Raw genomic sequence first — 24,696 nt, 5'->3', positions numbered from 1 at the left:
GTCGTGGACGTGCAGCCGCCGCCCCTCCGCCTCCAGCGCCCGCCGCAGCCGCTGCTCGCGCCGCCGCGCGTAGTCGCTGACGTCGGCCGCCATGTGCACCTCGTCGGCGTCCGTCTCGGCGGCCGCCTTGCACACCTCGCCGACGACGTCACCGGACCGGATCACCAGACGGCCGCCCCGCTCGCGCAGGCCCGCGTCGACGTCGCAGAGACAGTCGGCGAGGAACGCCAGCCGGTTGGGCACGGCGAACCCGGCGTCCGCCACACCCCGGTCGCGGACGAACAGCGGGACCACCTGGCGCGCCTCGGCGGCGGCGCGCAGCGCGGGATGGTCGTGCAGACGCAGGTCGGCGGTGAACAGGACGACCGAGACGTTCATGGTGCGCACTCCGGGAGACGGGAGAGGGGGTCGTGAGGTGCTTCCGGTCCGGCGCGCCCGGCGGATGCGGTTGTCACCCGACGGGCGTACGCGCTCCCGGAGCCGTCCCGCCGCCGACGGAACTTGGCATGTCGGTGTCGATCGGGGGCAGGTGAACAGGTACGACGGTCCCCGAGGGGAGTCGAAGAACGATGCTGGAGGTGTCTGCGGACATGGGCGCGAAGGTGTTGAAGCGGTTTTCGGCGGGGGCTCCGCGCGGATCATGGCCTGCCGAGGAGTTCGCGGCCCGGCGCCGCGCCGAGGGTGAGCCCGCCAGGGTCGTCATGGACCTGAAGTCCGACGCGTTCCTCGTGGTGGTTCCGGTGGGCGAAGAGGACTGACCCTACGACCACCGCCTCAGGCGACGACCGCTTGGGCGACGACCACTGTCTCAGGCGCGCGCTCCGCTCAGCTCCCGTGCCCGTCGTACGAACGCCTCGTGCAGGTCCCCGGCCGCCTGCGGAACGGACTCCGCGCGGCGGCGGCGCAGCATCAGCAGGACGCGGGCCGTGTCGCCGGCGATCGGCCGGTAGGTGATCGCGCCGAGCCGCTCCAGCGGGTCCCCGACCACGCTGAAGTCGGGCAGGACCGTCGCCCCCAGCCCCTCCGCGACCATGAGCTTGCCCATCTCGGCGCCGTCGGTCGAGTACGCGAAGGCCGGATCCCGACCGTCGAACAGCCGGTGGACATAGCGGTGCATCACATAGCCGGAACGCATACCGATCAGCGGCTCGGTGAGGAGCTCGTCCACAGTGACGGTCGGCCGCGACGCCAGCGGGCTGTCCGGACGCACACACACCACCGGCAGCCCGGACAGCAGCTCGGTGGACTCGAAGTCGGCCGGCATGTCGTCGCCGTCCAGGTGATTGACCAGCCCGAGATCGAACCCGCCCTCCGACAGCGCCCGGTGGATGTCGGTCTGCTGCGCACCGACCACCTCGACCTGGGTGAGCGGATGCGAGGCACGGAACTCGCGCACGACGGGAAGCAGCAGCGGCACGGTCGCCGCGTTGACCGTGCCCACCCGCACCATGCGACTGATCCGGTGCTGCTCGCCCGCCGCGGCCCGCAGCCGGTCCACCGCGTCCAGCACGTCGACGATCTTCGGCAGCAGCTCCCGGCCCTCCGCGCTCATCGTCGCGCCGGACCGTTTGCGCTCCAGGAGATCGACGCCGAGTTCACGTTCGAGATTCCGTACGGTCTCGCTCAACGCGGGCTGCGACAGGCGCAGTTCCTCGGCGGCCCGGCGCAGGGAGCCGAGCCGGGTCACGGCCGCTATGTATTCCAGCTGTTCGGTCCGCATGCCCGCAGAATGCGGCAGATTTCCCGGCCTGTTCAAGGGTTTCCCTGTCACACGTTCGTGAAATTCAATGGTCCGCGATACGAGACCGGTCGGGTTTTCCTTGACGGTCCCCGCCGACGGCTGCCACGATCGACGGCATGATGATGCGACTGGACCTCACGCGGCGACGCCATGTCGACCTCGCGCGCGTCTCCAGCGCCTCCTGTTGCACCGCGGCCTGATCCCCGTCATCTCCGTCCTGTGATCCGCCGCTCCCTTTTCCCTCCCGTCTGATATTCGCCGGAATTCGCACCGGCCGGATTCGGCGTGCCCGAAAACGCATTCCGCAACAGGAGTTCCGCATGCCCGCAGAGCCCGTGAAATTCGCCTACTGGGTCCCCAACGTCAGCGGGGGACTCGTCACCAGCAAGATCGAGCAACGCACCGACTGGGGCTACGAGTACAACCGCGAACTCGCCGTCCTCGCCGAGAACAACGGCTTCGAGTACGCGCTCAGCCAGGTCCGCTACATGGCCAGCTACGGCGCCGAGTTCCAGCACGAGTCGACCAGCTTCAGCCTCGCTCTCCTCCTCGCCACCCAGCGCCTGAAGGTCATCGCCGCCGTCCACCCCGGCCTGTGGCACCCGGGTGTCCTCGCCAAACTCGGCGCCACCGCCGACCACTTGTCGAACGGCCGCTTCGCCGTCAACGTCGTCTCAGGCTGGTTCAAGGGCGAGTTCACCGCGCTTGGCGAGCCCTGGCTGGAACACGACGAGCGCTACCGCCGCTCCGAGGAGTTCATCCAGGCCCTGCGCCAGATCTGGACCGAGGACCACACCGAACTCGCCGGAGACTTCTACCGGTTGCGCGACTTCTCCCTCAAGCCCAAGCCCCTCAACACCCCCGAACGACCGCACCCCGAGATCTTCCAGGGCGGCAACTCCACCGCCGCCCGCGCGATGGCCGGCCGGGTCTCCGACTGGTACTTCTCCAACGGCAAGGACTTCGACGGCGTCACCGAGCAGCTCGCCGACGTACGCCACTCGGCCGCGCAAGTCGGCCGCACCGCACCGAAGTTCGGCCTCAACGGCTTCCTCATCGCCCGCGACACCGAGGCGGAGGCCCGTGACACGCTCCGGGAGATCGTCGCCAAGGCCGACCGCGAGGCCGTCGAGGGCTTCGGGGCCGCGGTGAAGCAGGCCGGGCAGTCCTCGGCCGACGGCAAGGGCATGTGGCAGGACTCCTCGTTCGAGGATCTCGTGCAGTACAACGACGGATTCCGTACGGGACTCATCGGCACCCCGGAGCAGATCGCCGAACGGATCGTCGCCTACAAGAAGTTGGGCGTGGACCTTCTCCTGCTGGGATTCCTCCACTACCACGAGGAGGTGGAGTACTTCGGCAAGCGGGTGCTGCCCCTCGTGCGCGAACTGGAGGCCCAACTCCCCGACGGCGAGGCCGAGTCCGTCTCCGTGCACGCCTGATCGCACCCCACTGCGAAAGAGGACCCCAGCATGAGCACCGTCACGCCCACCGACTGGCAGACCCGCCCGGCCCCGCAGTCCGCCCAGGACTGGATCGCCCGCGCCGCCGAGGTCGCCGCCCTCCTCGACACCGACGCCGCCGCCCGCGACCGGGCCGGCGCCACCCCCTACGCCGAGGTCCAACTCCTCAAGGACTCCGGCCTCGTCACCCTGCTCGGCCCCACGGAGCACGGCGGCGGAGGCCAGGACTGGCCCACCGCCTACCGCGTCGTCCGCGAGATCGCCAAGGCCGACGGCTCCATCGGCCAACTCCTCGGCTACCACTACCTGTGGAACTGGGCCGCCCGCCTCGTCGGCACCCGCGACCAGTGGGAGCACGTCGAGGCCGAGGCCGCCCGCAACCAGTGGTTCTTCGGCGGCGCCGTCAACCCGCGCGACAAGGACGTCACCGTCACCGAGGACGGCGACGACCTCGTCTTCACCGGCCGCAAGTCCTTCTCCACCGGCAGCAAGGTCTCCGACGTCACCGTCCTCGAAGGCGTCCTGGAAGGCACCGAACAGCACGTCTTCGCCATCGTGCCCTCCGACAGCGAGGGCCTGACCTTCCTCGACGACTGGGACAACATCGGCCAGCGCCTCACCGAGAGCGGCGGCGTCATCCTCGACGGCGTCCGCACCCCCTGGTCCTCGGCGGCCGGCTACGTCGACAAGGAATTCCGGCCGCGCACCTACAACACCCTCAACGTCCCCACCATCCAACTGGTCTTCGTCAACTTCTACTTGGGCATCGCGGCCGGAGCCCTGGAGACGGCCGCCACCTACACCCGCACCAAGGCCCGCTCCTGGCTGCACGGCGGCTACGAGCGCGCGGTCGACGAGCCCTACGTCATCGACACCTACGGCGACCTCACCGCGAAGCTCTGGGCGGTCGAGGCCCTCGCCGACACAGTCGCCGCCGAGGGACAGAAACTGCACGACGACCCCGACGCCGTCACCGAGAAGACACGCGGCGACTTCGAGGTGCGGGTCGCGGCCGTCAAGGCACGCGCGACCGATGTCGCCCTGGAGATCGGCAACCGCATCTTCGAGGTCACCGGCGCCCGCTCCACCGCCACCTCCGAGGGCCTCGACCGCTTCTGGCGCAACGTCCGCACCCACACCCTGCACGACCCGGTCGCCTACAAGCGGCGCGAGGTCGGCCGCTGGGTCCTGGAGGGCGAACTGCCCGAACCCACCTGGTACTCCTGACCGAACTGCCCCGGGGCGCCCGCCACTTGAGCGGGCGCCCCGCCTCCCCGAAAGAGGACCCATGGCCACCGTCCTGTCCGTCTCCGGCAGTCCCTCCGTCTCCTCCCGCACCAATCGCCTTCTACGGCACCTGGACAAGCGGCTGATCGCCCAGGGCCACGAGGTGATTCCGCTCGACGTCCGCACCATCCCCGCCGAGGCCCTGCTCGGCGCGGACTTCCGCCACCCGGCCATCGTCGAGGCCACCGAACTCTTCGCCCGCGCCGACGGAGTGGTCGTAGGCACCCCGGTCTACAAGGCCTCCTACTCCGGAGTCCTCAAGGCGCTGCTCGACCTGCTCCCGCAGTACGCGCTGACCGGCAAGACCGTGCTGCCGCTCGCCACCGGTGGGTCCACCGCACATGTGCTCGCCATCGACTACGCGCTCCGCCCGGTGCTGAACTCCATGGGTGCGGCCCACATAGTGCAGGGCTGGTTCACCCTCGACAAGGACATCACCGCCCACGAGGACGGCTCGCTCACCGTCGCCCCGGCCACCACCGAGGCGCTCATCCAGGTGGTGGACCAGTTCTCGGCGGCCCTCGGCCGCACCCCGCTCCTGGCCGCGGCGAGCTGACCACCATGACCGACCGTGCGACCGCCCACGTGATCGCCGACGACGCCGAGGCCCTCGCCCTCGCCGCCGCGCTCGCCGACGAGTTCCGGGCCGGTGCATCGGCGCGCGACACCGAACGCAGGCTCCCGCGCGCCGAGTTGGACCGGCTGTCCGATTCCGGACTGCTCGCCGTCACCGTGCCCGCCGACCACGGTGGCGCCGACGTCGGCGCGGAGACCCTCGCCGAGATCTTCCGCCTGCTCGGCTCGGCCGACGGCAGCCTCGCCCAGATCCCGCAGAGCCACTTCGCCTACGTCAATGTGATCCGCCGTCAGGGCACCCCGGATCAGCGGAAGTTCTTCTTCGCCGAACTCCTCGCAGGCCGCCGCTTCGGCAACGCCCAGTCGGAGGCCGGCACCAAACACGTCCAGGACATCCGCACCCGGCTGACAGCGCAGCCCGACGGCTCGTACCGACTGACCGGCGTCAAGCACTACTCCACCGGCGCCCTCTTCGCCGACTGGATCCCCGTCCTCGCCCGCACCGAGGACGACAACCTCCATGTCGCCTACGTCCCGAGCGACGCCGAGGGCGTCACGGTCGTCGACGACTGGGACGGAATGGGCCAGCGTACGACGGCCAGCGGCACGGTCCGGCTGGAGGCGGTCGCCGTCCCCGCCGACCGTGTCCTGCCGCACCACCTCACCTTCGAGGGCCCCCAACTCCACGGTGCCGTCGCCCAGTTGCTGCACGCGGCCATCGACGCCGGGATCGCCGGGGGAGCGCTGGCCGAGGCCGCCGAGTTCGTCCGGACGAAGAGCCGCCCCTGGTTCGAGAGTGGGGTCGAGACCGCCGCCGAGGACCCGCTGCTGATCCAGCGGTTCGGTGAACTCGCCATCCAGGTAAGGGCGTCCGAGGCCCTGCTGATCCAGGCCGCCCGGGCCGTCGACGCGGCGCGCGCCGACCTCAACGACGACTCGGCGGCGGAGGCCTCCATCGCCGTCGCGGCGGCCAAGGTGCACGCGGCGCAGACCGCCGTGGAGGTGGCGGGCGCCCTCTTCGAGGTATCGGGAACCCGCTCCGCCCTCAACTCGCTGAATCTGCACCGGCATTGGCGCGACGCCCGTACGCACACCCTGCACGACCCGGCGCGCTGGAAGATCCAGCACATCGGCCGGTACGTGCTGAACGGCACCAGGCCACCCCGCCACGGCCTCCTCTAACCCACCCGCAGGACAGACCGGATCGGAGACCCCACGTGTCCCTCACCTTCCACTGGTTCCTCCCCACCAACGGGGACAGCCGCCATGTCGTGGGCGGCGGTCACGGCACCCCCGCCACCGTCTCCGGCCGGGACCGGCCGCCGACGGTCGCCTACCTGAGCCAGATCGCCCGCGCGGCGGAGGACCTCGGTTTCGTGGGCGCCCTCACGCCCACCGGTGCCTGGTGCGAGGACGCGTGGCTCACCACCGCGATGGTCAGCCAGAACACCGAACGCCTGAAGTTCCTGGTCGCCTTCCGGCCCGGCTTCGTCTCACCGACGCTCGCCGCCCAGATGGCGTCCACGTTCCAACGGCAGACCGGCGGACGGCTGCTCCTCAACGTCGTCACCGGCGGCGAGAGCCACGAGCAGCGGGCCTACGGGGACTTCCTCGACAAGGACGACCGGTACCGTCGTACCGGCGAATTCCTGGAGGTCGTACGGCAGTTGTGGGACGGCAAGACCGTCGATCTGGCGGGTAAGCATCTGCGCGTCGAGGACGCGAAACTCGCGCGGCTGCCCGACCCGGTGCCCGAGGTGTACTTCGGGGGATCGTCGCCGATCGCGGGGGAGATCGCCGCCAAGTACGTGGACGTGTACCTCACTTGGGGTGAGCCACCGGCCCAGGTCGCCGAGAAGATCGCCTGGGTCAGGGGGCTGGCGGCGAAGGAGGGGCGGACGCTCCGGTTCGGTATCCGGCTGCATGTGATCACGCGTGACACGTCCGCGGAGGCCTGGGCCGAGGCGAACAGGCTGCTCGAAGGGTTCGACTCCGAGACCGTGAAGTCCGTACAGGCCGGGCTCGCTCGGAGCGAGTCCGAGGGGCAGCAGCGGATGCTGGCGCTGCACGGCGGCAGTCGGGACGGGCTGGAGATCCATCCCAACCTGTGGGCCGGGATCGGGCTCGTCCGGGGCGGCGCGGGGACGGCGCTGGTCGGCAGCCACGAGGAGGTCGCCGAGCGGATCAAGGAGTACGCGGCGCTGGGGATCGAGGAGTTCGTGCTGTCCGGGTATCCGCACCTTGAGGAGGCGTACTGGTTCGGGGAGGGCGTGCTGCCCAGGCTGGCGGCGGACGGTGTGTGGCAGCACCCTGTCGGTGAGCAGCGGGTTTCTGCGGCACAGGTGCCGTTCGCCAGTTGATGGGCGCCGGTTGAGCGTGGTTGCTCGCGGCTACGGTTCAACTCCGCGCCGTTTGAACGCCGTTGCGAGGCTCGGCGGGCGCGTGGTCAGAACCAGTGCAGGCAGTGCGGGGAGCGGTCGGCGCGGAAGAGGGCGTCGGCGAGGGCGGCCGCGCCCGGGCGGTGGGCCCGGATGTGGCCGGCCCGCACGAGCGTGCTCGGGGCGGTGCCGCCGAGGTAGACCGAGCCCAGATCGCACACGTCCAGGGACAGGTCGGGCTCCCGGCCCGTCGGCACGCAGTCGGCCTTGCCGTCCCGGACGGTCAGCAGGTAGCGGCCGTGGTCGTCGAGGAACGGGTCGTCGACGGCGAGGACGAGTTCGCCGTCCGTGAACCAGCCGCGCGCGGTCAGCGCACGCGGGACGTCCAGCAGCCGCACCCAGAGCCAGTCCGTGTCGCCGCTCGGCTCACCGGCGCGGAAGTCCGCGAGCTGCCAGGGCAGCGGGTGGCCGGGCGGGACGTGCTTGAACACGACCTGAGAGACCAGGTCGTGTCCGAGTACGAACCGGGCCAAGGCCGTGAACACGGCGTCGTCGGCGGCGATGGTCTCGTCGACCGTCAAGGTCTTGCCCTCACCAATCGAGTAGCCGGCGTACCCGTCCGGCACGCCGTCGGCGTCCCGGTGGAGGGCGATGTAGCGCGGCGCCGGCGAGATCGGGGGCTGCCCCGCGCGCAGAGCCCACCAGCGGTGCGGCCGGGACAGCGCGCCGGGCTGGGCGCGGCGGTACCGGTCGTAGACCTCCTCCAGGATTTCGCCGCACTCGGCACGACGCAGCACCTCGATTGAGCGGTTGTCCGGGCCGGTCGCCGGCGCGTCGGCCACTCCGCGCGCCCGGGGAACGGCGAGGGCGGCCCGGTGGCGCTGCACCGTCAGCCGTGACGTGTAGGTCGCCGGTCCGTAGCCGAACCTGCCGTAGATCGCGGCCTCGGAGGCCAGCAGTACGGACAGGATCTCCCCGCGGGCCCGCAGCTCCGCGAGCTGATGCCGCATCATCGCGCTGAGCACGCCCCGGCGCCGGTGCGAAGGCAGGACGCCGACGGCGGTCACCCCGGGGGCCGGGACGAGGGTCTCACCGGGCAGGGTGAGCTCGAAGGGGTACGTGGCCGCGGTGCCGACGGGCCGCCCGTCCGCCGTCAGGGCGAGCAGACAGCGGTCCATCTCGAGCGCCGACCACCACAGCCCGCCACCCTCGACCGGGGTTTCCGGGAAGAGCCCGAACGCGGCATGGACCGTGTCGACGAAGACGTCGAGGTCCTCGTCGGTCGTGGGACGGATCTCCATCGCTGCCGCTGCCTCCCCGGATACCGGCACCACCTCCCGTGGTGTCCCGCCACAGTGCAGCGTCGCCCCGTGACCGGGTCAAGCGAATTACGGCCGGTCACACCACCGCCCCTGAAGACCGGCCAGCCGACGTGTCGTCCGCCCTAGGCGGCAGAGTCGGCCAGTGCCTTCAGGTGGGCCCCTCTCGACTCTGTCGTCTGGCCCTGAACCAGGAGGAACAGGGCCTCCCGCGCGAGACGTTGGGCCTTGCTCGTCAAGGACAGAGACCTGCCGCCTCCGGCCACCACCGCAGCCGTGGTCGCCGTCATCAGCACCTCGTACGCCTGCGTCCTGAGCGCCAGCCGTTCCCCCAAGTGCTCGTGCGGTACCGGGTGGTCGGCCAGGGCGTAGGCCTGCTTGCGTACCTCGTCCAGGCGGGTGCGGATCGGAGCGGAGGTGTCGTTGTCCAGGAGGGCGAGGGCCGCCTCCGCGACGCCGAAGACCGCCGGTGAGGCGTTCGTCGGTTTCGGGCGGTCGGCCTTCGCCCACTCCGCGAACGGCACGCGCAGGGCCACCGCTTCCTCGGGGAGCCACAGGCCGTCCAGCTCCAGCGACACCGTCCGAGACGCGGTGAGCGCGGCCAGGCGCATCGGGGCGGACGGCCGTAGCCCCTCCTGTTCCCGCGCCTCGGTGAACGCGAACAGTGCCTCGTCCGCGTCCGTCACCCCCGCGAGCAGCATCACGTCGTTCAGGCCCCAGCCGGTGTACCAGGGCACCGTCCCGTCGAAGCGCCGGCCGCCGCGTTCGCGCGTGACCCGTACCGGGATCCGGGGGTACGCCCGCAGGTGTGCGTACGCCACCCCTGACATCAGCTCGCCTCGCGCGAGTGGACCCAACAGGCGCTCCCGTACCGGCAGTTCGCTCTTCGCCAGTGTCATGACCGGTGTGTGGTGCTGGGTCTGTACGAACCAGGTCGAGCAGCATGCCCCGGCCAGGATTTCTGCCGTCTCCCTCGCCACCGCGCCGGGGGCCGCCGAGCCGCCGTGGGCCACGGGTGCGCTCACGCCCAGCAGACCCGACCGTTTGATCGCCTCGATGTGGCTCGCCGGGACGCCCTCCTGGTCGACTTGTTCGGCGTGTGGGGCGAGGAGGTCGTCCGCGAGTCGTCGGGCGCGGGTGACGAGGAAGTGGGAGGTCATGCGGGAGATTCTCCCGATCGGACGGGTCGGCCACGCGCGACGCGGCGGCCCGTGTCGTAGGACACGGGCCGCCGCGGTGGGAACGCGGGGGTCAGTCCGCCGAGCGGACGGCCGGCATCGCCAGGTCGACCGTGCCCGTGGCGCCGGGTGCGCTCTTGCAGGAGTCGTGGCAGTCCTTCTCCAGGCTGCAGCACAGGGAGCAGATCGGGCCGGAGTGGAAGGGACAGTTCGCCACGTCGGGGCGTTCGAAGTCCGTTGTGCAGACAGTGCAGTTGAGGATGACGGCCGAGGGGAGTCCGTCCGCGTCGAGCAGTGGTTCTTCCAGGTCGTCGAGGCGGGCGATGTAGTACTTGCCCTTGGTGAGGTACGCGAACAGGGGCGAGAGGACCATCGCCAGGAACAGGGCGATGAAGGGGGAGTACGCCTTGGCGTAGTCACCGAACGCGTTGAAGTACGCGGCGATGGAGACCGCCGACGCGATGAGCATCGAGCCGAAGCCGACCGGGTTGAAGTTGTACAGGTGGGCGCGCTTGAACTCGATGTAGGACGGGCTGAGTTTGAGCGGCTTGTTGATGACCAGGTCGGCGACGACCGCGCCGATCCAGGCGATCGCCACGTTGGAGTAGAAGCCGAGGACCGTGTTGAGGAAGCCGAAGACGCCGCCCTCCATCAGGGCCAGCGCGATGCCGACGTTGAGGAAGATGTAGACCACGCGGCCCGGGTGACGGTGTGTCAGGCGGGAGAAGAAGTTCGACCAGGACAGTGAACCGGAGTACGCGTTGGTCGAGTTGATCTTCACCTGGGACAGGATCACGAAGAACGTGGCCAGCCCCAGGGCGACCGGAGCGGCGAAGGTCTTGAAGCCGGACACGTACTGCTGGATCGGTTCGTTGGCCTTGGCCAGGCCCACGCTGCCGGCGATGTAGAAGGCGAGGAAGGCGCCGCCCATCTGCTTCGCCGCACCGAGGACGACCCAGCCCGGGCCCGCCGAGAGCACCGCGCCCCACCACTTCTTCGCGTTCTGGGGCGTCTTGTCGGGCATGAAGCGCAGGTAGTCGACCTGCTCACCGATCTGCGCGATGAGCGAGAGGGCCACACCCGCTCCCGCGCCGACACCGAGCATGCTGATGCTGGAACCGGTGGGGGAGTTGCCCGCGAAGTGCGTGAACTCCGAGAACTTGCCCGGCTCTTGGATCGCGATGGACACGAACGGCGCGACCATCAGCACCAGCCACACCGGCTGGGTCCACACCTGCATCTTGGAGAGCGCGGTCATGCCGTAGATCACCAGCGGCAGGATGATCAGCGAGCAGATCAAGTAGCCGACGGCGAGGGGGATGTGCAGGCCCAGGTCCAGCGCCTGCGCCATGATCGAGCCCTCTAGGGCGAAGAAGATGAAGGTGAAGCTGGCGTAGATGACCGACGTGAGGGTCGAGCCGAGGTAGCCGAAGCCCGCGCCCCGGGTCAACAGGTCCATGTCGATGGAGTACTTGGCCGAGTAGTACGAGATCGGGATGCCGGTGAGGAAGATCGTCACCGCCGCGGCCAGGATCGCCACCATGGCGCTGGAGAAGCCGTTGGAGATCGCGATGGAACCGCCGATGGCGAAGTCGGCGAGGTACGCGATACCGCCCAGGGCGGTGGTGGCCACCACGTAGGGCGTCCAGCGGCGGAAGGACTTCGGCGCGTAGCGCAGCGAGTAGTCCTCCAACGTGTCGTTCTTCGCCCAGTCGTTGTAGGTCCGTCCGGCAGCCGTTGCCGGCGCCTCTTTGTCGACGATCTCCGTCACGACACTTCCCTCTTCCACGGGTGTGGGTCATCTCCCGGACGGCCCGGGGGAGTTGGACGGAAGAGTCACGCCGAATTGTTTCCTGACCGTTTCGCCTGCTTTAAATGGAAGGGATTTCAAAATTCTTTTGGCGACGCGCGTAGATTTAATCAATGCTTCCTGTGGAAACTATTCCTGCGGGAAGGTAGTCTCGGCCCGAGCAGGTGGCGGAGGTCAGAGTTGGGCGACGATGTCGAAGTCGAAGGCGTCCGCCCGCGCCAGGTACAGCCGTTGGCGGAGGTGATTGCCGTGCAGACGCAGTACGCCCCGAGGGCCCTCGTACGAGACGGTGCCGCCCACCGCGCACATGGCGCCCACATCGAGCGACCGCGCCTGCTCGGCCAGTGCCGCGAGCAGTCGTACGCCTTCGAAACACGACTCGCCGAGGCTGCCCACGACGGGTGCCTCCACACCGAACCGGGCCGCGTAACGCCCGCTGAAATCAAGGCTTTCGGCGGTCGCCAGGGTCTCGAAGTAGCCGGCCGCCGCCCACAGTCCCTCGGTGGCCTCCGCGCCGGTGGCCAGCAGGATGTTCTCGTCCATGTGCGTGCTCAGCCGCAGACACCGCTGATGCAGCCCGTGCGCGGCGAACGCCCGGTTGAAGCGCGCCGCGTCGTCCCCGACCAGCAGCATCAGGACAGCGTCTGCCTCACACTGCTCGACGCGCCGCAGCACCGGCCCGAACTCGTAGGTCTCCAGCGGCACGAACACCTCGTCCCGCACCCGGCCGCCGCAGTCACGGGCGTAGCGACGCGCGGCCCGGGCGGTCACCCTCGGCCACACGTAGTCGTTGCCCACCGTGCACCAGCGCCGTACGCCGGTCTCCTCCGCCAACAGCCGCATCGCGGGCAGGAGTTGGGCCGCGTCGGTTTCGCCCGTCAGGAACACCCCGGGCGTGCGCTCACCGCCCTCGTACTGCGCGGTGTAGATGTACGGCACCCGGCCCGCGATGCGCGGCACCAGTGCCTCGCGGACCGCCGAGGTGTGCCAGCCGACCACCGCGTCGACCGCGCGCATCGACACCAGGACCTCGACCTCGGCCGCCACCCGCTCCGCGGGCGCGCCGCCGTCGACCACGACGAGACGGACCTCGCGGCCCAACACGCCGCCGGTGGCGTTGAGTTCCTCCACGGCGAGCTGTGCGGCCAGTTCGCAGGACGGGCCGAAGACGCCCGCCGGGCCTTGCAGGGGTACGACCAGTGCCACGACCAGAGTCCTGATCGGGCCGCTGATCCTCCCGGGCGGCAGCGGATGCAAAGGACCACCTCCGTGAGGGCGTGAGGGCACGGATACCCGTCCCGGCCCCGGCGCCCTCGCAGAGGCTCGTAATCTGAACCGCACAGTAGACCTACCGGAAGGACAGCGGCAATGTCGTCCGTACCGTCGCCGGGCCTCGCCCACCTGCTGAGTCACGCCGAGCGGCGACTGGGCCTGCGCATGACCGCCGTACTGGCCGAGGAGAACTGCTCGGTCGAGCAATGGCGCGTCCTCTCGGTCATCGCCGACGGCAAGGGCCATCCGATGACCGAGATCGCGGACCAGGTGCTGATGCCGGCGCCGAGCCTGACCAAGCTGGTGGACCGGATGGTCGCCGACAACCTGGTCCACCGCCGCCCCGACCGGGCCGACCGCCGCCGCGTCCTGCTCCACCTCACCACCCGCGGCCGCACCCTCCACCAGCGCGCCGCCCACCGCCTCCTCACCGACCAGACCCGCCTCCTCGACGCGATCGACGACCACGGCGACCTCGTCCGACTGCTCGCCCGGCTCACGGCGGCCCTCGACCAAGACCCTGCGGCAGAGACCCGGGACGACGTCCCGGACGGCCCCGCGGAGAAAATCCTGCCGGTTTCCTGAGGCGAGGTGTCGATCCGGCACCATGGCGTTCGTGTAGGAGGTGAGAGAACACCCGACGCCATGGAGGACGTCATGCAGCACTACCTGCTCAGCGTGATCACCCCGACCGACGGACAGATGCCCTCACCCGAGGAGATGGCGGAGATCGTCCACAAGCTGGAGGTCTTCCACGACGAACTGCAGGCCGCCGGAGCCTGGGTCTTCGCCGGCGGACTGCACGGGCCGGAGACCGCGACCGTGCTGCGCCCCAAGGACGGCGACGTGCTGATCACCGACGGCCCGTACGCCGAGGGCAAGGAGTATCTGGGCGGGCTCTGCCTGATCAAGGCGGCCGACCTGGACGCGGCCCTGGAATGGGGGAAGCGGGCGACCTGGGCCACCACCCTGCCCATCGAGGTGCGCCCCTTCATGAACACGGCCGAGGACTGATGCCGTTCGACACCGACATCGAGGCCGTCTTCCGTGCCGAGTACGGGCGGGCGGTCTCGGTCCTGGTCCGCTTCCTCGGCGACATCGACCTCGCCGAGGAAGCGGTCCAGGACGCCTTCACCACGGCCGTACAGAAGTGGCCGGAGACCGGTGTGCCGCCGAGCCCGGCCGGGTGGATCATCACGACCGCCCGCAACCGCGCGGTCGACCGGCTGCGCCGTGAGTCCTCACGGGAGGCCCGCCACAGCGAGGCCGCCCTGCTGTACGCGTCCGACGCGCCCGCCGAGGAGGGACCCGTGCGCGACGACCGGCTCCGCCTGATCTTCACCTGCTGCCACCCCGCGCTCGCCACCCAGGCGCAGGTCGCGCTCACCCTGCGGCTGCTCGGCGGACTCACCACCGCCCGGATCGCCCGCGCCTTCCTGGTGCCGGAACCGACGATGGCCCAGCGCCTCGTCCGCGCCAAGGCCAAGATCCGCGACGCACGGATCCCGTACCGGGTGCCCCGCGACGCCGACCTCCCCGACCGGCTGGGGGGCGTCCTGGCCGTCGTCTACCTGATCTTCAACGAGGGCTACACGGACTCGCCCGAACTGTGCGCCGAAGCCCTGCGTCTCGGCTGCCTCCTGTCCGAGCTGATGCCGGACGAGCCCGAGGTCACCGGCCTGCTCGCGCTGATGCTGCTGATCGAGTCGCGCCGGGCGGCCCGGGAGGGCGCGGACGGTGAGCTGGTGCCGCTGCCCGAGCAGGACCGCGACCGGTGGGACGGCGAGCTGATCGCCGACGGCCAGTCACTCGTACGGCGGTGTCTACGGCTGAACAACCCCGGGCCCTACCAGATCCAGGCCGCGATCAACGCCGTACACAGCGACGCACCGACCGCGGACGCGACGGACTGGGGGCAGATCCTCCAGCTGTACGACCAGTTGACGGCCGTCGCCCCGAGTCCGGTCGTCGCCCTGAACCGGGCCGTCGCCGTCGCCGAGGTCGACGGCCCGCGCAAGGCCCTCGACCTTGTGGACGCGCTGGACCTCGACGACTACCACGTCCTGCACGCCGTGCGCGCCGACCTGCTGCGCCGGCTGGGCCGTGACACCGAGGCGGTACGGGCGTACGAGGCGGCCATCGCCCGCACCGGAAGCGCGGCGGAACGCGGCTACCTGGAACGACGCCGCCGGGAACTCGTTCGGATGTGACAGTCGCGGTGCGGAGGGTGACCATGTCCGCACCGGAATTTTTCCTGGTGTATGAATGGTTGGTATATACACCTGACCGTCGAGAACCCCCACGCACCAGCAGCGAGGCACCGTGAACCAGTCCAGCCCCGAGCAGCCCGCCGACATCGTGGCCCGGCTGCGCGCCACCTTCCGCACCGGCCGCACCAAGCCCGTCGAATGGCGCACCACCCAGCTGCGCCGCCTGCGCGAGCTGCTCACGGAGCACGGCGACGACCTCGCCGCCGCCCTCCACGCCGACCTCGGCAAGAGCACCGCCGAGTCCCAGCGCACCGAGATCGGCTTCACGATCCGCGAGATCGACCACACCCTCGACCACCTCGACGAGTGGCTCCGTCCCGAGTCCGCACCCGTACCGGCCCACCTCGGCACGGACGCGACCGCCTGGACGCAGTACGACCCGCTCGGCGTCGTCCTCGTGATCGCCCCCTGGAACTACCCGGTGCAGCTGCTGCTGACCCCGGTCGTCGGCGCACTCGCCTCGGGTGACGCGGTGGTCGTCAAGCCCAGCGAGATGGCCCCGGCCACCTCCACGGCCATCGCCCGGCTGCTGCCCGCCTACCTGGACACCGACGCGGTCGCCGTCGTCGAGGGCGGCATCCCCGAGACCACGGCCCTGCTCGCCGAGCACTTCGACCACATCTTCTACACCGGCAACGGCGCCGTCGGCCGCATCGTCCTGCGCGCCGCCGCCGAGCACTTGACCCCGGTCGCCCTCGAACTCGGCGGCAAATCACCGGCGTTCGTCGACCGCGACGCCGATCTCGCCGTCGTCGCCGACCGGTTGGCGCGCGGCAAGTTCCTCAACGCCGGCCAGACCTGTGTCGCCCCCGACTACGTCCTGACCGACCCGGAGACCGCCGCCGCGCTCGAACCCCTGCTGGTGAGCGCGGTCGAGAAGGTCTACGGCGCCGACCCGCAGACCTCCGGCGAGTACGGCCGGATCGTCAACGAGCGCCACTTCGACCGGCTCGCCGGACTGCTCGACTCCGGCCGGGTCGTTGTCGGCGGACGCAGCGACCGCGCGGACAAGTACATCGCGCCGACCGTGCTCGCCGACGTGGACCCGAAGGCGCCCGTCATGGCGGAGGAGATCTTCGGCCCGATCCTGCCGATCGTCACCGTCCCCGACCTCGACCGGGCGATCGACTTCATCAACGACCGCGACAAGCCCCTCGCCCTGTACGTCTTCACGGACTCCGACGGCACCCGCGCCCGGATCGCCGCCGAGACCTCCTCCGGCGCCGTCGGCTACGGCCTCCCGCTCGCCCATCTCACCGTCTCCGACCTGCCGTTCGGCGGTGTGGGGGAGAGCGGTATGGGCAACTACCACGGCCGCTACTCGATCGAGACGTTCAGCCACCGCAAGGCGCTGCTGGAGAAGCCGCTCGCCTGACCGGCGGCCTCTTCTATCACCGGTCGCTTATATAAGTGGCCGGTGATACGTTGGTGCTCATGCACGCTTTCGATGTGCTCGGAGACCCCGTGCGCCGCCGCATCCTGGAGTTGCTCGCCGAGGGCGAGCAGCCCGCCGGCACGGTCAGTGATGTCGTGCGGCGGGAGTTCGGGATAACGCAGCCCGCGGTCTCCCAGCATCTGAAGGTGCTGCGGGAGAACGGTTTCGCGACGGTACGGCCGGACGGCACCCGGCGCCTGTATGCGGTCAACTCCGAGCCGCTGCGGGACATCGACGCCTGGCTCGACCGGTTCCGTCGCTACTGGACCCCTCATCTGGACGCCCTGGCCACCGAGTTGGCCCGGGGCAAGCGCGAACGCCGGCTCCGCGAGGCCGACGACGACACCCCGAGGAGCACCACATGATCGACGTCACCCACCAGATCAACGCCGTGAGCCGCCGGGTCGGCCGACGCGACTTCAAGGCCGGCGAGGCCCGCGTGGTGACCCTGAGCCGGTCCTACGACTCACCGGTCGACGACGTCTGGGACGCCTGTACCAATCCCGAGCGCATCCCGCGCTGGTTCCTGCCGGTCACCGGCGAACTGCGCTCGGGCGGGAAGTACCAGTTGCAGGGCAACGCGGGCGGCACCGTCGAGCGCTGCGAGCCGCCCAACACCTTCTTCGCGACCTGGGAGTTCGGCGGTGAAGTGAGCTGGATCGAACTCCGGTTGACGCCGGAGGGCGACGGGACGCGCTTCGAGTTGGAGCACATCGCCCATGTCGACGACACGAAGTGGGCCGAGTTCGGGCCCGGCGCGGTGGGCGTCGGCTGGGACTCGATCCTTTTGGGGCTCGACGGCAACCTGTCGGGCACCCCTTCCGTGAAGCCCGAGGACGCCATGGTCTGGCTGGCCTCCGAGGAGGGCCGCCGTTTCGTCACGGCGAGCAGCGAGGCGTGGTGCGCGGCGAACGTCGCGGGCGGCGAGGACGAGACGGTGGCCCGCGAGTCCGCCGACCGGACCACGGCCGCCTATACAGGGGCGGGGAGTTGAGGGTCGTAGCGACCGAAGCGCTGACCTGGCACCGATCACCGTTGTAGCGTGCGCGCTGGATGCCACGGGTGATCGGAGCCAGGAATGAGTGTCGGCGGCGAGACGGTGTTGGTGACCGGCGGCAGCGGATTCGTCGGCAGCCATCTGGTCCGGCAGTTGCTGGAGCGCGGCTACCGGGTGCGCACCACCGTGCGGTCCCTCGGCAACGAGGCGAAGGTCGCGCCGTTGCGGGCCATGGGGGAGCAATTCCCGGGCGCGCTCGAGCTGTTCGAGGCCGATCTGCTGGCGGAGGGCTCCTTCGACGCGGCGATGGACGGCTGCCGGGTCGTGTTCCATGTGGCCTCGCCGTTCCTGATGCCGGAGAAGATCAAGGACGGTCGGAAGGACGTCGTCGAGCCCGCGCTCACCGGCACCCGGAACGTCCTCGCCGGCATCGAACGTACGCCCACCGTCGAGAAGTTGGTGTTCACCTCGACGGTCGGCGCGATCTTCGGCGACTACGCCGACGTACTGAACATGAAGGACGAGACCCTCTCCGAGGACTACTTCAACACCACCAGCACGGTCGAGAACAACCCCTACCACTACGCCAAGACGGTCGCCGAGCGCGCCGCCTGGGACGCCGAACAGGCGCAGGGCCGTTGGCGCATGGTCGCCGTCAACCCCGGCCTGATCCTGGGCCCTTCACTCACCCCGGCCTCCGACTCCGGCAGCCTCTTCCTCCTCGACGAACTGTTCAAGGGTTACTTCTTCTACGGGGCACCCGACTTCAGCTTCACCGTCGCCGACGTGCGGGACGTCGCGGGCGCGCACATCGCGGCGGCGGAGAACCCTGACGCGCACGGCCGTTACATCGTCGCCGCGGCCCGGATGGCGTCCTTCCTCGACATGTCACGCGCCCTGCGGCAGCGCTTCCCGCGCGACTACCGGCTGCCCCGGCACGCCCTGCCGCACTGGCCGGTGCGCGTCCTCGGCCCGGTGTTCGGGCTCACCCAGGACTACATCCGCAAGCACCTCGGGATCAGGTTCACGGTCGACAACCGGCGCGGCGTGAAGGAACTGGGCATCACCTACCGGCCGTTGGAGGAGACCCTCCGCGATCACCACCTGGCCTGGCGGCAGTTGAGGAAGACACGCTGACCGGTGTCTCGTCCTTCGCCGTTCACTCCACCGACGGGTCACGCCTCTTGACTGGTTCAGACCAAAGGCGCTTGGGTGTGGCCCGATCACCTTTTCGGTGTCATGAGCCTGACCACACTCGAACCGAAGGGCACCCATGCGAACCCCCCACGCCCTGCTCGCCGTCGCCGCCGCGCTGTCGGCGGCGATCGTCGCTCCACCGGCCGGAGCCGCCGACGCGGTTCCCGCCCCCGGCACCTACTACGTCCAGAGCGCCACGACCGGGCTCGACGCGGCCGACAAGGGGGGAGCGGTGGAGCAGCACAACCCCAAGGGCAACGAGGACCACCAGCAGTGGAACCTCCGGACGAGCGGATCGTCGTACGTCCTGGAGAGCACCGACACGCCCGGCAGCTGTCTGGGCCGCTCGGGCGCCCAGGCGAGGACCGTCGCCTGCACGAGCGCCGACGCGGCCTGGCAGATCACGCCGGCCGGCGGCGACCAGTACACGCTCAAAGTCCCGGGCGCGGAAAGCTACTTGACCGTGGGAGCCAAGCCCACCGGCGCCAACTACCCGGCCCAGCTGGCCATCGGCTCCTCCGGCGGTCTCGCCTCCTGGTATCTCACGCCGATCACCTCACCCACCCAGCCCATCCCCGCCCAGGACCAACGCACCCTGGACCAGGTCACGTTCCTCACCGCGCACAACGCCTACGCCAACGGGGTCGACGGCGGCTTCGCCCCGCCCTTCGTGAACTTCTTCCCGAATCAGTCCAGGGGTATCAACCAGCAACTCTCCGACGGAGTAAGGGGGTTCATGCTGGACATCCACCAGACCTCCGACGGCGCGATCCTCTGCCACGACAGCTGCACTCTCGTCAGCAGCCCGGTCGCCCTGAACGTCGACCTCCAGCGCATGGTCGACTTCCTCAAGGCCCACCCCGACCAGTTCGTCACCGTCTTCCTGGAGGACTACGTCGACCCCGGCGTCCTGCGCAGCGAACTCGCCCGCGTCAACGGCCTGTACGACGTGCTGTACCGCCCCGACCAGACCGGTGTACGGCAGAACGGCTGGCCGAAGATGGCCGACCTGATCGCCGCCAACCACCGGCTGCTGATCTTCACCGATCACAGCCGCGCCTCCGACGAGTCCGCGGGACTGACCCGGGACAGCTTCGGCGTGATGTACCAACGTGAGTGGACCGTCGAGAACTACTGGTCGATGGGCTCCGGCGCGAGTTCCTCCGACTGGTCCTGCTACAGCCGCTGGTACGGCAGCGACCTCAACGTCCCGCTGACGCAGACGTATTCGGGGTTCCGCCCGCTGTTCGTCATGAACCACTTCCGTGACGCGACGATCGCCGGCACGGCGCAGACCGACAACACCAAGGTCCTCGACCGGGCCCAGCGGTTCTGCCAGCCGGCCGCCCGCAAGAAGCCCAACTTCCTTGCCGTGGACCGCTACGACCTCGGTGACCCGACTTCCGCCGTCAACTCCCTGAACAGCTACACGTATCCGTAAAGTGCGGGCGGCCGTGCGGCGGGGGTGTGCGAAACTCCGCTGATGACCTCTGAGAAGATCACCGCGGCCGCCGCGGGCACCTGGAAACTCGGCGACCTGCCCGTCAACCGCATCGGCTTCGGCGCGATGCGGTTGACGGGCAACGCAGCCTTCAACCTCGGGACACCGAGCGACCGCGACCGCTCGATCGCCGTGCTGCGCAAGGCGATCGAGCTCGGTGTGAACCACATTGACACGGCCGCCTTCTACTTCTCGTCCCTGCGGTCCGCGAACGAACTCATCAACTCCGCACTCGCCCCCTACGCCGACGACCTCGTGATCGCCACCAAGGTCGGTCCCTTCCGGAACTACTCGGGGGAGTGGGGGACTTCGGCCCGCCCCGACGACCTGCGCGGCCATGTCGAGGAGAACCTGCGCCAGTTGGGGCGCGACCACCTCGACGTGGTCTACCTCCGCCGGATGCGGCAGGACTCGATCGCCGAGCACTTCGGCGCCCTCGCCGAACTCCGCGAGGAGGGCCTGGTCCGGCACCTCGCGATCTCCGACGTCGAGCCGCGGCACCTGGCAGAGGCGCAGGAGATCGCGCCCGTGGTGAGTGTGCAGAACCGGTTCGGGCTCGACTCGTCCAGCCCCGACACCGACGAGATGCTGCGGATCTGCGGGGAACAGGGCATCGCCTTCGTCCCGTTCTTCGCCATCGCGGGCGAGGCCGGGGCGCAGGGCGCCACCACCGCCCACGACGACGAGGTACTGACCATCGCGGGCGCCCACGATGCCAGCCCCGCCCAGATCCGCCTCGCCTGGTCCCTCGCGCAGGGCCCGCACGTGCTTGCCATCCCGGGCACGGGCAACCCCGACCACCTCACCGAGAACGTGGCCACAGGCGCGATCCGCCTGACCGAGGACGACCTGGCTCGGCTGAACGAGCTGCACAGGAAGGCCGGTTGAGCGTCGGCGGGGCTCAGGCCACCCAGGTGCCGTCCCGCATCAGATGGCGCTGGGGCAGCTCGCGTTGCTCGTGCCACGCCTGGACGGCCAGTGGCCGCACCCGGAAGAACGAGTAGGGCGCACGGTCCTCGCGGGGGTCCCAGCCGTACTTCGCGTGGAAGGCCTCGGCCGCGGCGGCCGGGACGTCCTGGGCGGTGAAGGCCGTCGCGTCGCCGTCGATGAGCACGACGTCCCGGGTGTCCGCGAAGGCGAGCCGTGTCCGCCGCCCAGCACTGAGATTGCGGCCCGTGGGGTTCGTGGCCCGGGTGGACAGCCAGACGGACCGACCGTCCCAGACGAACCACAGCGGCACCAGACAGGGCACCCCGTCGGCGTCCGCCGAGGCCACCCAGATGTCCAACTCCCGCTCCAGCCGGACCAGTACGTCACGCCTGCGCTCTTCGGGGCCGCGGGGCGGCCCGGTGATCTTCATGCCCGGGACGCTACCGGCGCCGCCCGCGCGGCGCCTCGGGCCGGGGTCGTAGGACCTTGGCCCGAGGGGGCCGGAGCGTCAGCCCAGCTGCTCGTGCAGGAACGGCACCGTGCTCGCCCAGGCGCGCGTGGCGGAGTCGGCGTCGTAGACCGGGCGGCCGTCGTTGAAGAAGGCGTGGCCCGCCGGGTAGAGGCGGAGGTCCGGGGTGATGCCGGACTGGTCCTGGATGGTCTTGCTCAGGGCTTCGAGGCCCGGTACCGGGATGCTCTCGTCCAACTCGCCGTAGTGGCCGAGGATCTGTGCCTTCAGGCCGGAGAAGTCGGGGAGTTCGCCCTGGATCACGCCGTAGAACGGCACCGCCGCGCTCACGCGCGGGTCGGCCGCGGCGAGGTACAGCACGAAGCCGCCGCCCATGCAGAAGCCGACCGCGCCGACCGTGTCCGAGGTGACCTCGGGCAGGGAGAGCAGGTGGTCGACCGCGCCGGAGAGCAGCTCGACACCGCGGGCGACCGGGAGGGCCAGCATCATCCGCAGGGCCTCGTCACTCTCGTGCGCCACGTTCCCGCCGTAGAGGTCGGGGGCGAACGCGACGAAGCCCTCCTGGGCGAGCCGGTCGGCCACGTCGGCGATGTGGTCGGTCAGGCCCCACCACTCCTGGATGACGATCACGCCCGGTCCGCTCCCCGACGGCGGCAGCGCGAGATAGCCGTGGGCGGTGCCTCCGGCACTGGGGAAGGTGACGTTCTGGTGGGCCGGGGCTCCGGTCGACTTCGGCAGCTCGGAGGACATGGCGCTCAACTCCTGTACGGCGGTGCTCGGTGGGGGCGTCGTCGGGGCGGGCCCGACGTGATCCCCAGCCTGTCACGGCCGGGTTCGGGGGGCGCCCCGGCCCCTCCTCCGTTTATCGGGTGCGGATCGGCTATCCGGTGCGGGTCGGCGCCGGGTTCGCTTCCTGCCCTATCCGGACCACCCGTCCGGCGGCCACCTTCTGCAGCAGCCCGTACGCCAGCACCGGCAGCAGGATGTGCGGACGGTCGGGCAGGGTCGTCGTGATGAGCACCGCGCTCGCGCTGCTGTTGTTCATCCCGCAAGCCAGCGTCACCGAGGCGCCGGCCCGGGCGTCGAGGCGCAGGACCCGTGCTGCCACCCGGCCCAGGGTGAAGGACAGCCCGCACACCGTCGCGGCGACCGCGAGCGCGGCCAGCAGGAGCACCGGGCGCGGGTGGCGCAGGAAGGGGCCGAGTACCCCACTGGCGTTGACGTACGTCAGCAGCAGCGAGCCCGGGAGCGTAGCGGGTACGGCCACGCCGATGAGTCCGTCGAGCGCGCGTCGGGGCAGCACGAGCCGGCACAGGATGCCCGCCGCGCACGGCAGGACGACCGAGGTGAGGGCGAAGGCGTCCCCGGCCGAGAGGGCGGCGACGGCGAGTCTGCCCGCGTAGTCGCCTTGGAGCAGCGGGCACAGGACGGCCAGGGTGAGCGGGACGGTGAGCGGGCTGACCAGGGTGGAGGCGAGCACCAGGCCGACGGCCGTGGGCTGGTCGCCGTCCCCCTTCGCGGTCCACACCGTCGCCCCGGCGGCGATCGGCATGGCGACGACGAGGATCATCGCCGCGATCATGCCGCTGCCGCCGTCGTGGTCCGGCGACAGCCGCAGCGCCAGGGCCACCCCGGGGACGATCAGCAGCGGCACCAGGATGTGCAGGGCGAGGCCCGCGAGCAGGGCGGCAGGACGCCGTAGAAGCAACCGCAGTTCACGCAGCGGGACCTGGAGGCCGGCGCCGAACAGGACCAGGGCGAGGAGTAACTGGGGTGTCCGCAGGGACAGTTCGGCGATGCCCGTCGCATGTGGGTGCCGGAGCCACAGGCCGGGGCCGGGCAGCACCGCCGCGGCGAGATACGACACGGCGACGGCTCGGCCCAGGTTGCGGCGGAGCAGGGCGAGCAGGTGGGGTACGGAGGGAAACCCGGCGGGGATCCTGGATGAGTGGGGACACATCGCGGCGCTCTTCCGTCGTAGGACCTGGGCGGAGACGGAGCGCCGGTATCGCGTGGAAGGTCGTTGACGCGCGCGAGGGGATGAGTGTGCGAAGCCCTGCGGTCATCGTCGACGGTCCCTTCCATAATGGGCGGGCGGAAATGGGCACACGGGCGCGGTGACGAGACGGCACCCGAGTGACTACAATTCTGTAGACGGTCTACTGGACTGTAGACGAAGACGGGGTGAGGATCGTTCCCATGGCCGACGAGAAGGACGAACGCCGACCGGCGGGTGAGCTGGAGGCCACCGTCATGGCCGCCCTCTGGGCCGCCGGCGACCCGCAGACCCCCGGGGAGGTGCAGCTGAACCTCGGCACGGGCCTGGCCCGCACCACGGTGACGACGATCCTGACCCGGCTGCACGACAAGGGCGTCGTGGAGCGTCGGCGTCAGGGGCGCGGGTACGCGTACTTTCCGGTGCAGGACGCGCAGGGGCTCACGGCCCGCCGTATGCACACGGAACTCGACCGGGACGGGGACCGGGAGACGGTGCTCGCCCGGTTCGTCGCTCAGCTCAGTGCTGATGACGAGCGGGTGCTGCGGGACCTGTTGGAATCCGGTGAGGTGTGAAGTCCGGCGAGCGGTGAAGTCCGGTGGGCTACAGGGACGGGTGAGTGGTGGAATTCGCTCCGTCGGCCTGTGCATCCGCCCTGCCGACCCTGACTCCCCGGCACCTCCGTAGCCGCGCGGCCCACCCCCTCCGGATCCGACTGGCGTCCGCGACGTTTTACGTATAACCTCACCCGTCAATCCCACCGACCGGAACCCGCACGGAGACCCGTGCCGCCGTCCGTCCCGCCCCTGCCGCGACGCGTCGCACGCATACTGCGTACCTCACTCTTCGCGCAGGTCGCCTGCGCGCTCGTCCTCGG

The 24,696-nt window shown here is 70.2% G+C and carries 25 protein-coding genes and 1 pseudogene; 17 read left to right on the top strand and 9 right to left on the bottom strand.

The genetic code is table 11. From position 1 onward, the window contains the following. Positions 1-378, bottom strand: a 378-nt coding sequence (locus ACFWP5_RS42830) for a deoxyribodipyrimidine photo-lyase (RefSeq protein WP_384169944.1), incomplete at its 3' end; no start/stop codon positions are given. A gap of 191 nt (positions 379-569) precedes the next feature. On the opposite strand from ACFWP5_RS42830, the gene ACFWP5_RS42825 reads away from it, so the two are divergent. Continuing rightward, positions 570-758: a hypothetical protein gene (locus tag ACFWP5_RS42825; protein ID WP_384169942.1), complete on the top strand. Its 189-nt coding sequence runs from the start codon at positions 570-572 to the stop codon at positions 756-758. A gap of 50 nt (positions 759-808) precedes the next feature. Here the strand turns inward: ACFWP5_RS42825 and ACFWP5_RS42820 are convergent, their stop codons facing one another. Then, positions 809-1,720, bottom strand: coding sequence for a LysR family transcriptional regulator (locus ACFWP5_RS42820; protein WP_384169940.1), 912 nt, complete (start codon positions 1,718-1,720; stop codon positions 809-811). Positions 1,721-1,857: 137 nt separating this feature from the next. Here ACFWP5_RS42820 and ACFWP5_RS42815 point away from each other — a divergent pair, with 137 nt between their 5' ends. From ACFWP5_RS42815 to ACFWP5_RS42790, 6 genes are all read left to right on the top strand, one after another. Continuing rightward, a complete protein-coding gene (locus ACFWP5_RS42815; protein WP_351305882.1) occupies positions 1,858-1,941 on the top strand; it encodes a putative leader peptide in 84 nt (27 codons plus the stop codon). A 120-nt stretch (positions 1,942-2,061) separates the two neighbouring features. Further along, entirely contained in the window at positions 2,062-3,183 is a 1,122-nt protein-coding gene (gene sfnG, locus ACFWP5_RS42810; protein ID WP_384169938.1) for a dimethylsulfone monooxygenase SfnG, read from the top strand. A gap of 30 nt (positions 3,184-3,213) precedes the next feature. Then, positions 3,214-4,431, top strand: a complete 1,218-nt coding sequence (locus ACFWP5_RS42805; protein WP_384169936.1) for an acyl-CoA dehydrogenase family protein — start codon at positions 3,214-3,216, stop codon at positions 4,429-4,431. A gap of 61 nt (positions 4,432-4,492) precedes the next feature. Continuing rightward, complete coding sequence (ssuE, locus tag ACFWP5_RS42800) at positions 4,493-5,047, top strand: NADPH-dependent FMN reductase (protein WP_384169934.1); 555 nt, start codon at positions 4,493-4,495, stop codon at positions 5,045-5,047. Positions 5,048-5,052: 5 nt separating this feature from the next. Beyond that, positions 5,053-6,249: an SfnB family sulfur acquisition oxidoreductase gene (locus ACFWP5_RS42795; protein ID WP_384169932.1), complete on the top strand. Its 1,197-nt coding sequence runs from the start codon at positions 5,053-5,055 to the stop codon at positions 6,247-6,249. Between the two features lie 35 nt (positions 6,250-6,284). Further along, on the top strand, positions 6,285-7,427 hold the full coding sequence (locus ACFWP5_RS42790) for an LLM class flavin-dependent oxidoreductase (protein ID WP_384169930.1): 1,143 nt from the start codon (positions 6,285-6,287) through the stop codon (positions 7,425-7,427). Positions 7,428-7,513: 86 nt separating this feature from the next. Here ACFWP5_RS42790 and ACFWP5_RS42785 read toward each other — a convergent pair whose 3' ends face one another. From ACFWP5_RS42785 to ACFWP5_RS42770, 4 genes are all read right to left on the bottom strand, one after another. Then, positions 7,514-8,746, bottom strand: a complete 1,233-nt coding sequence (locus ACFWP5_RS42785) for a GNAT family N-acetyltransferase (protein WP_384169928.1) — start codon at positions 8,744-8,746, stop codon at positions 7,514-7,516. 143 nt (positions 8,747-8,889) lie between these two features. After that, the gene (locus tag ACFWP5_RS42780) at positions 8,890-9,924 is read right to left on the bottom strand and encodes an acyl-CoA dehydrogenase family protein (RefSeq protein ID WP_384169926.1); all 1,035 of its coding nucleotides are present in this window, start codon (positions 9,922-9,924) and stop codon (positions 8,890-8,892) included. A 91-nt stretch (positions 9,925-10,015) separates the two neighbouring features. Then, on the bottom strand, positions 10,016-11,713 hold the full coding sequence (locus tag ACFWP5_RS42775; RefSeq protein ID WP_384169924.1) for a purine-cytosine permease family protein: 1,698 nt from the start codon (positions 11,711-11,713) through the stop codon (positions 10,016-10,018). Between the two features lie 213 nt (positions 11,714-11,926). After that, positions 11,927-13,009, bottom strand: coding sequence for a substrate-binding domain-containing protein (locus tag ACFWP5_RS42770; protein WP_384169922.1), 1,083 nt, complete (start codon positions 13,007-13,009; stop codon positions 11,927-11,929). A 111-nt stretch (positions 13,010-13,120) separates the two neighbouring features. Here ACFWP5_RS42770 and ACFWP5_RS42765 point away from each other — a divergent pair, with 111 nt between their 5' ends. From ACFWP5_RS42765 to ACFWP5_RS42725, 9 genes and pseudogenes are all read left to right on the top strand, one after another. Then, positions 13,121-13,609: a MarR family winged helix-turn-helix transcriptional regulator gene (locus ACFWP5_RS42765; RefSeq protein WP_384169920.1), complete on the top strand. Its 489-nt coding sequence runs from the start codon at positions 13,121-13,123 to the stop codon at positions 13,607-13,609. 72 nt (positions 13,610-13,681) lie between these two features. Continuing rightward, positions 13,682-14,038 (top strand): YciI family protein, encoded by a 357-nt coding sequence (locus ACFWP5_RS42760; protein ID WP_384169918.1) that lies wholly within the window; start codon positions 13,682-13,684, stop codon positions 14,036-14,038. Continuing rightward, entirely contained in the window at positions 14,038-15,234 is a 1,197-nt protein-coding gene (locus ACFWP5_RS42755) for an RNA polymerase sigma factor (protein WP_384169916.1), read from the top strand. The genes ACFWP5_RS42760 and ACFWP5_RS42755 overlap by 1 nt, the downstream gene beginning before the upstream one ends. Before the next feature lie 103 nt (positions 15,235-15,337). Next, positions 15,338-16,669: pseudogene (locus ACFWP5_RS42750) on the top strand (aldehyde dehydrogenase family protein); the annotation flags it as partial. A gap of 59 nt (positions 16,670-16,728) precedes the next feature. Next, positions 16,729-17,094: an ArsR/SmtB family transcription factor gene (locus ACFWP5_RS42745; protein ID WP_384169914.1), complete on the top strand. Its 366-nt coding sequence runs from the start codon at positions 16,729-16,731 to the stop codon at positions 17,092-17,094. Beyond that, positions 17,091-17,723, top strand: coding sequence for an SRPBCC family protein (locus ACFWP5_RS42740; protein WP_384169912.1), 633 nt, complete (start codon positions 17,091-17,093; stop codon positions 17,721-17,723). The genes ACFWP5_RS42745 and ACFWP5_RS42740 overlap by 4 nt, the downstream gene beginning before the upstream one ends. A gap of 84 nt (positions 17,724-17,807) precedes the next feature. Continuing rightward, positions 17,808-18,863, top strand: coding sequence for an NAD-dependent epimerase/dehydratase family protein (locus ACFWP5_RS42735; protein ID WP_384169910.1), 1,056 nt, complete (start codon positions 17,808-17,810; stop codon positions 18,861-18,863). 136 nt (positions 18,864-18,999) lie between these two features. Next, positions 19,000-20,364 (top strand): RICIN domain-containing protein, encoded by a 1,365-nt coding sequence (locus ACFWP5_RS42730; RefSeq protein ID WP_384169908.1) that lies wholly within the window; start codon positions 19,000-19,002, stop codon positions 20,362-20,364. Between the two features lie 42 nt (positions 20,365-20,406). Continuing rightward, on the top strand, positions 20,407-21,312 hold the full coding sequence (locus ACFWP5_RS42725) for an aldo/keto reductase (protein WP_384169906.1): 906 nt from the start codon (positions 20,407-20,409) through the stop codon (positions 21,310-21,312). 13 nt (positions 21,313-21,325) lie between these two features. Here the strand turns inward: ACFWP5_RS42725 and ACFWP5_RS42720 are convergent, their stop codons facing one another. From ACFWP5_RS42720 to ACFWP5_RS42710, 3 genes are all read right to left on the bottom strand, one after another. Further along, the gene (locus ACFWP5_RS42720) at positions 21,326-21,784 is read right to left on the bottom strand and encodes a pyridoxamine 5'-phosphate oxidase family protein (protein ID WP_384169904.1); all 459 of its coding nucleotides are present in this window, start codon (positions 21,782-21,784) and stop codon (positions 21,326-21,328) included. A gap of 78 nt (positions 21,785-21,862) precedes the next feature. Next, the gene (locus tag ACFWP5_RS42715; RefSeq protein WP_384169902.1) at positions 21,863-22,573 is read right to left on the bottom strand and encodes a dienelactone hydrolase family protein; all 711 of its coding nucleotides are present in this window, start codon (positions 22,571-22,573) and stop codon (positions 21,863-21,865) included. 130 nt (positions 22,574-22,703) lie between these two features. Further along, complete coding sequence (locus tag ACFWP5_RS42710) at positions 22,704-23,783, bottom strand: sodium-dependent transporter (RefSeq protein WP_384169900.1); 1,080 nt, start codon at positions 23,781-23,783, stop codon at positions 22,704-22,706. A 239-nt stretch (positions 23,784-24,022) separates the two neighbouring features. Here ACFWP5_RS42710 and ACFWP5_RS42705 point away from each other — a divergent pair, with 239 nt between their 5' ends. Next, positions 24,023-24,394: a BlaI/MecI/CopY family transcriptional regulator gene (locus tag ACFWP5_RS42705; protein ID WP_384169898.1), complete on the top strand. Its 372-nt coding sequence runs from the start codon at positions 24,023-24,025 to the stop codon at positions 24,392-24,394. The last annotated feature ends 302 nt before the right edge of the window (positions 24,395-24,696 follow it).

The organism is Streptomyces sp. NPDC058469 (assembly GCF_042721125.1).
Classification (GTDB): Bacteria; Actinomycetota; Actinomycetes; order Streptomycetales; family Streptomycetaceae; genus Streptomyces.
Note: the sequence above shows the minus strand (reverse complement) of the source record. Positions and strands in the feature narration are given on the sequence as shown.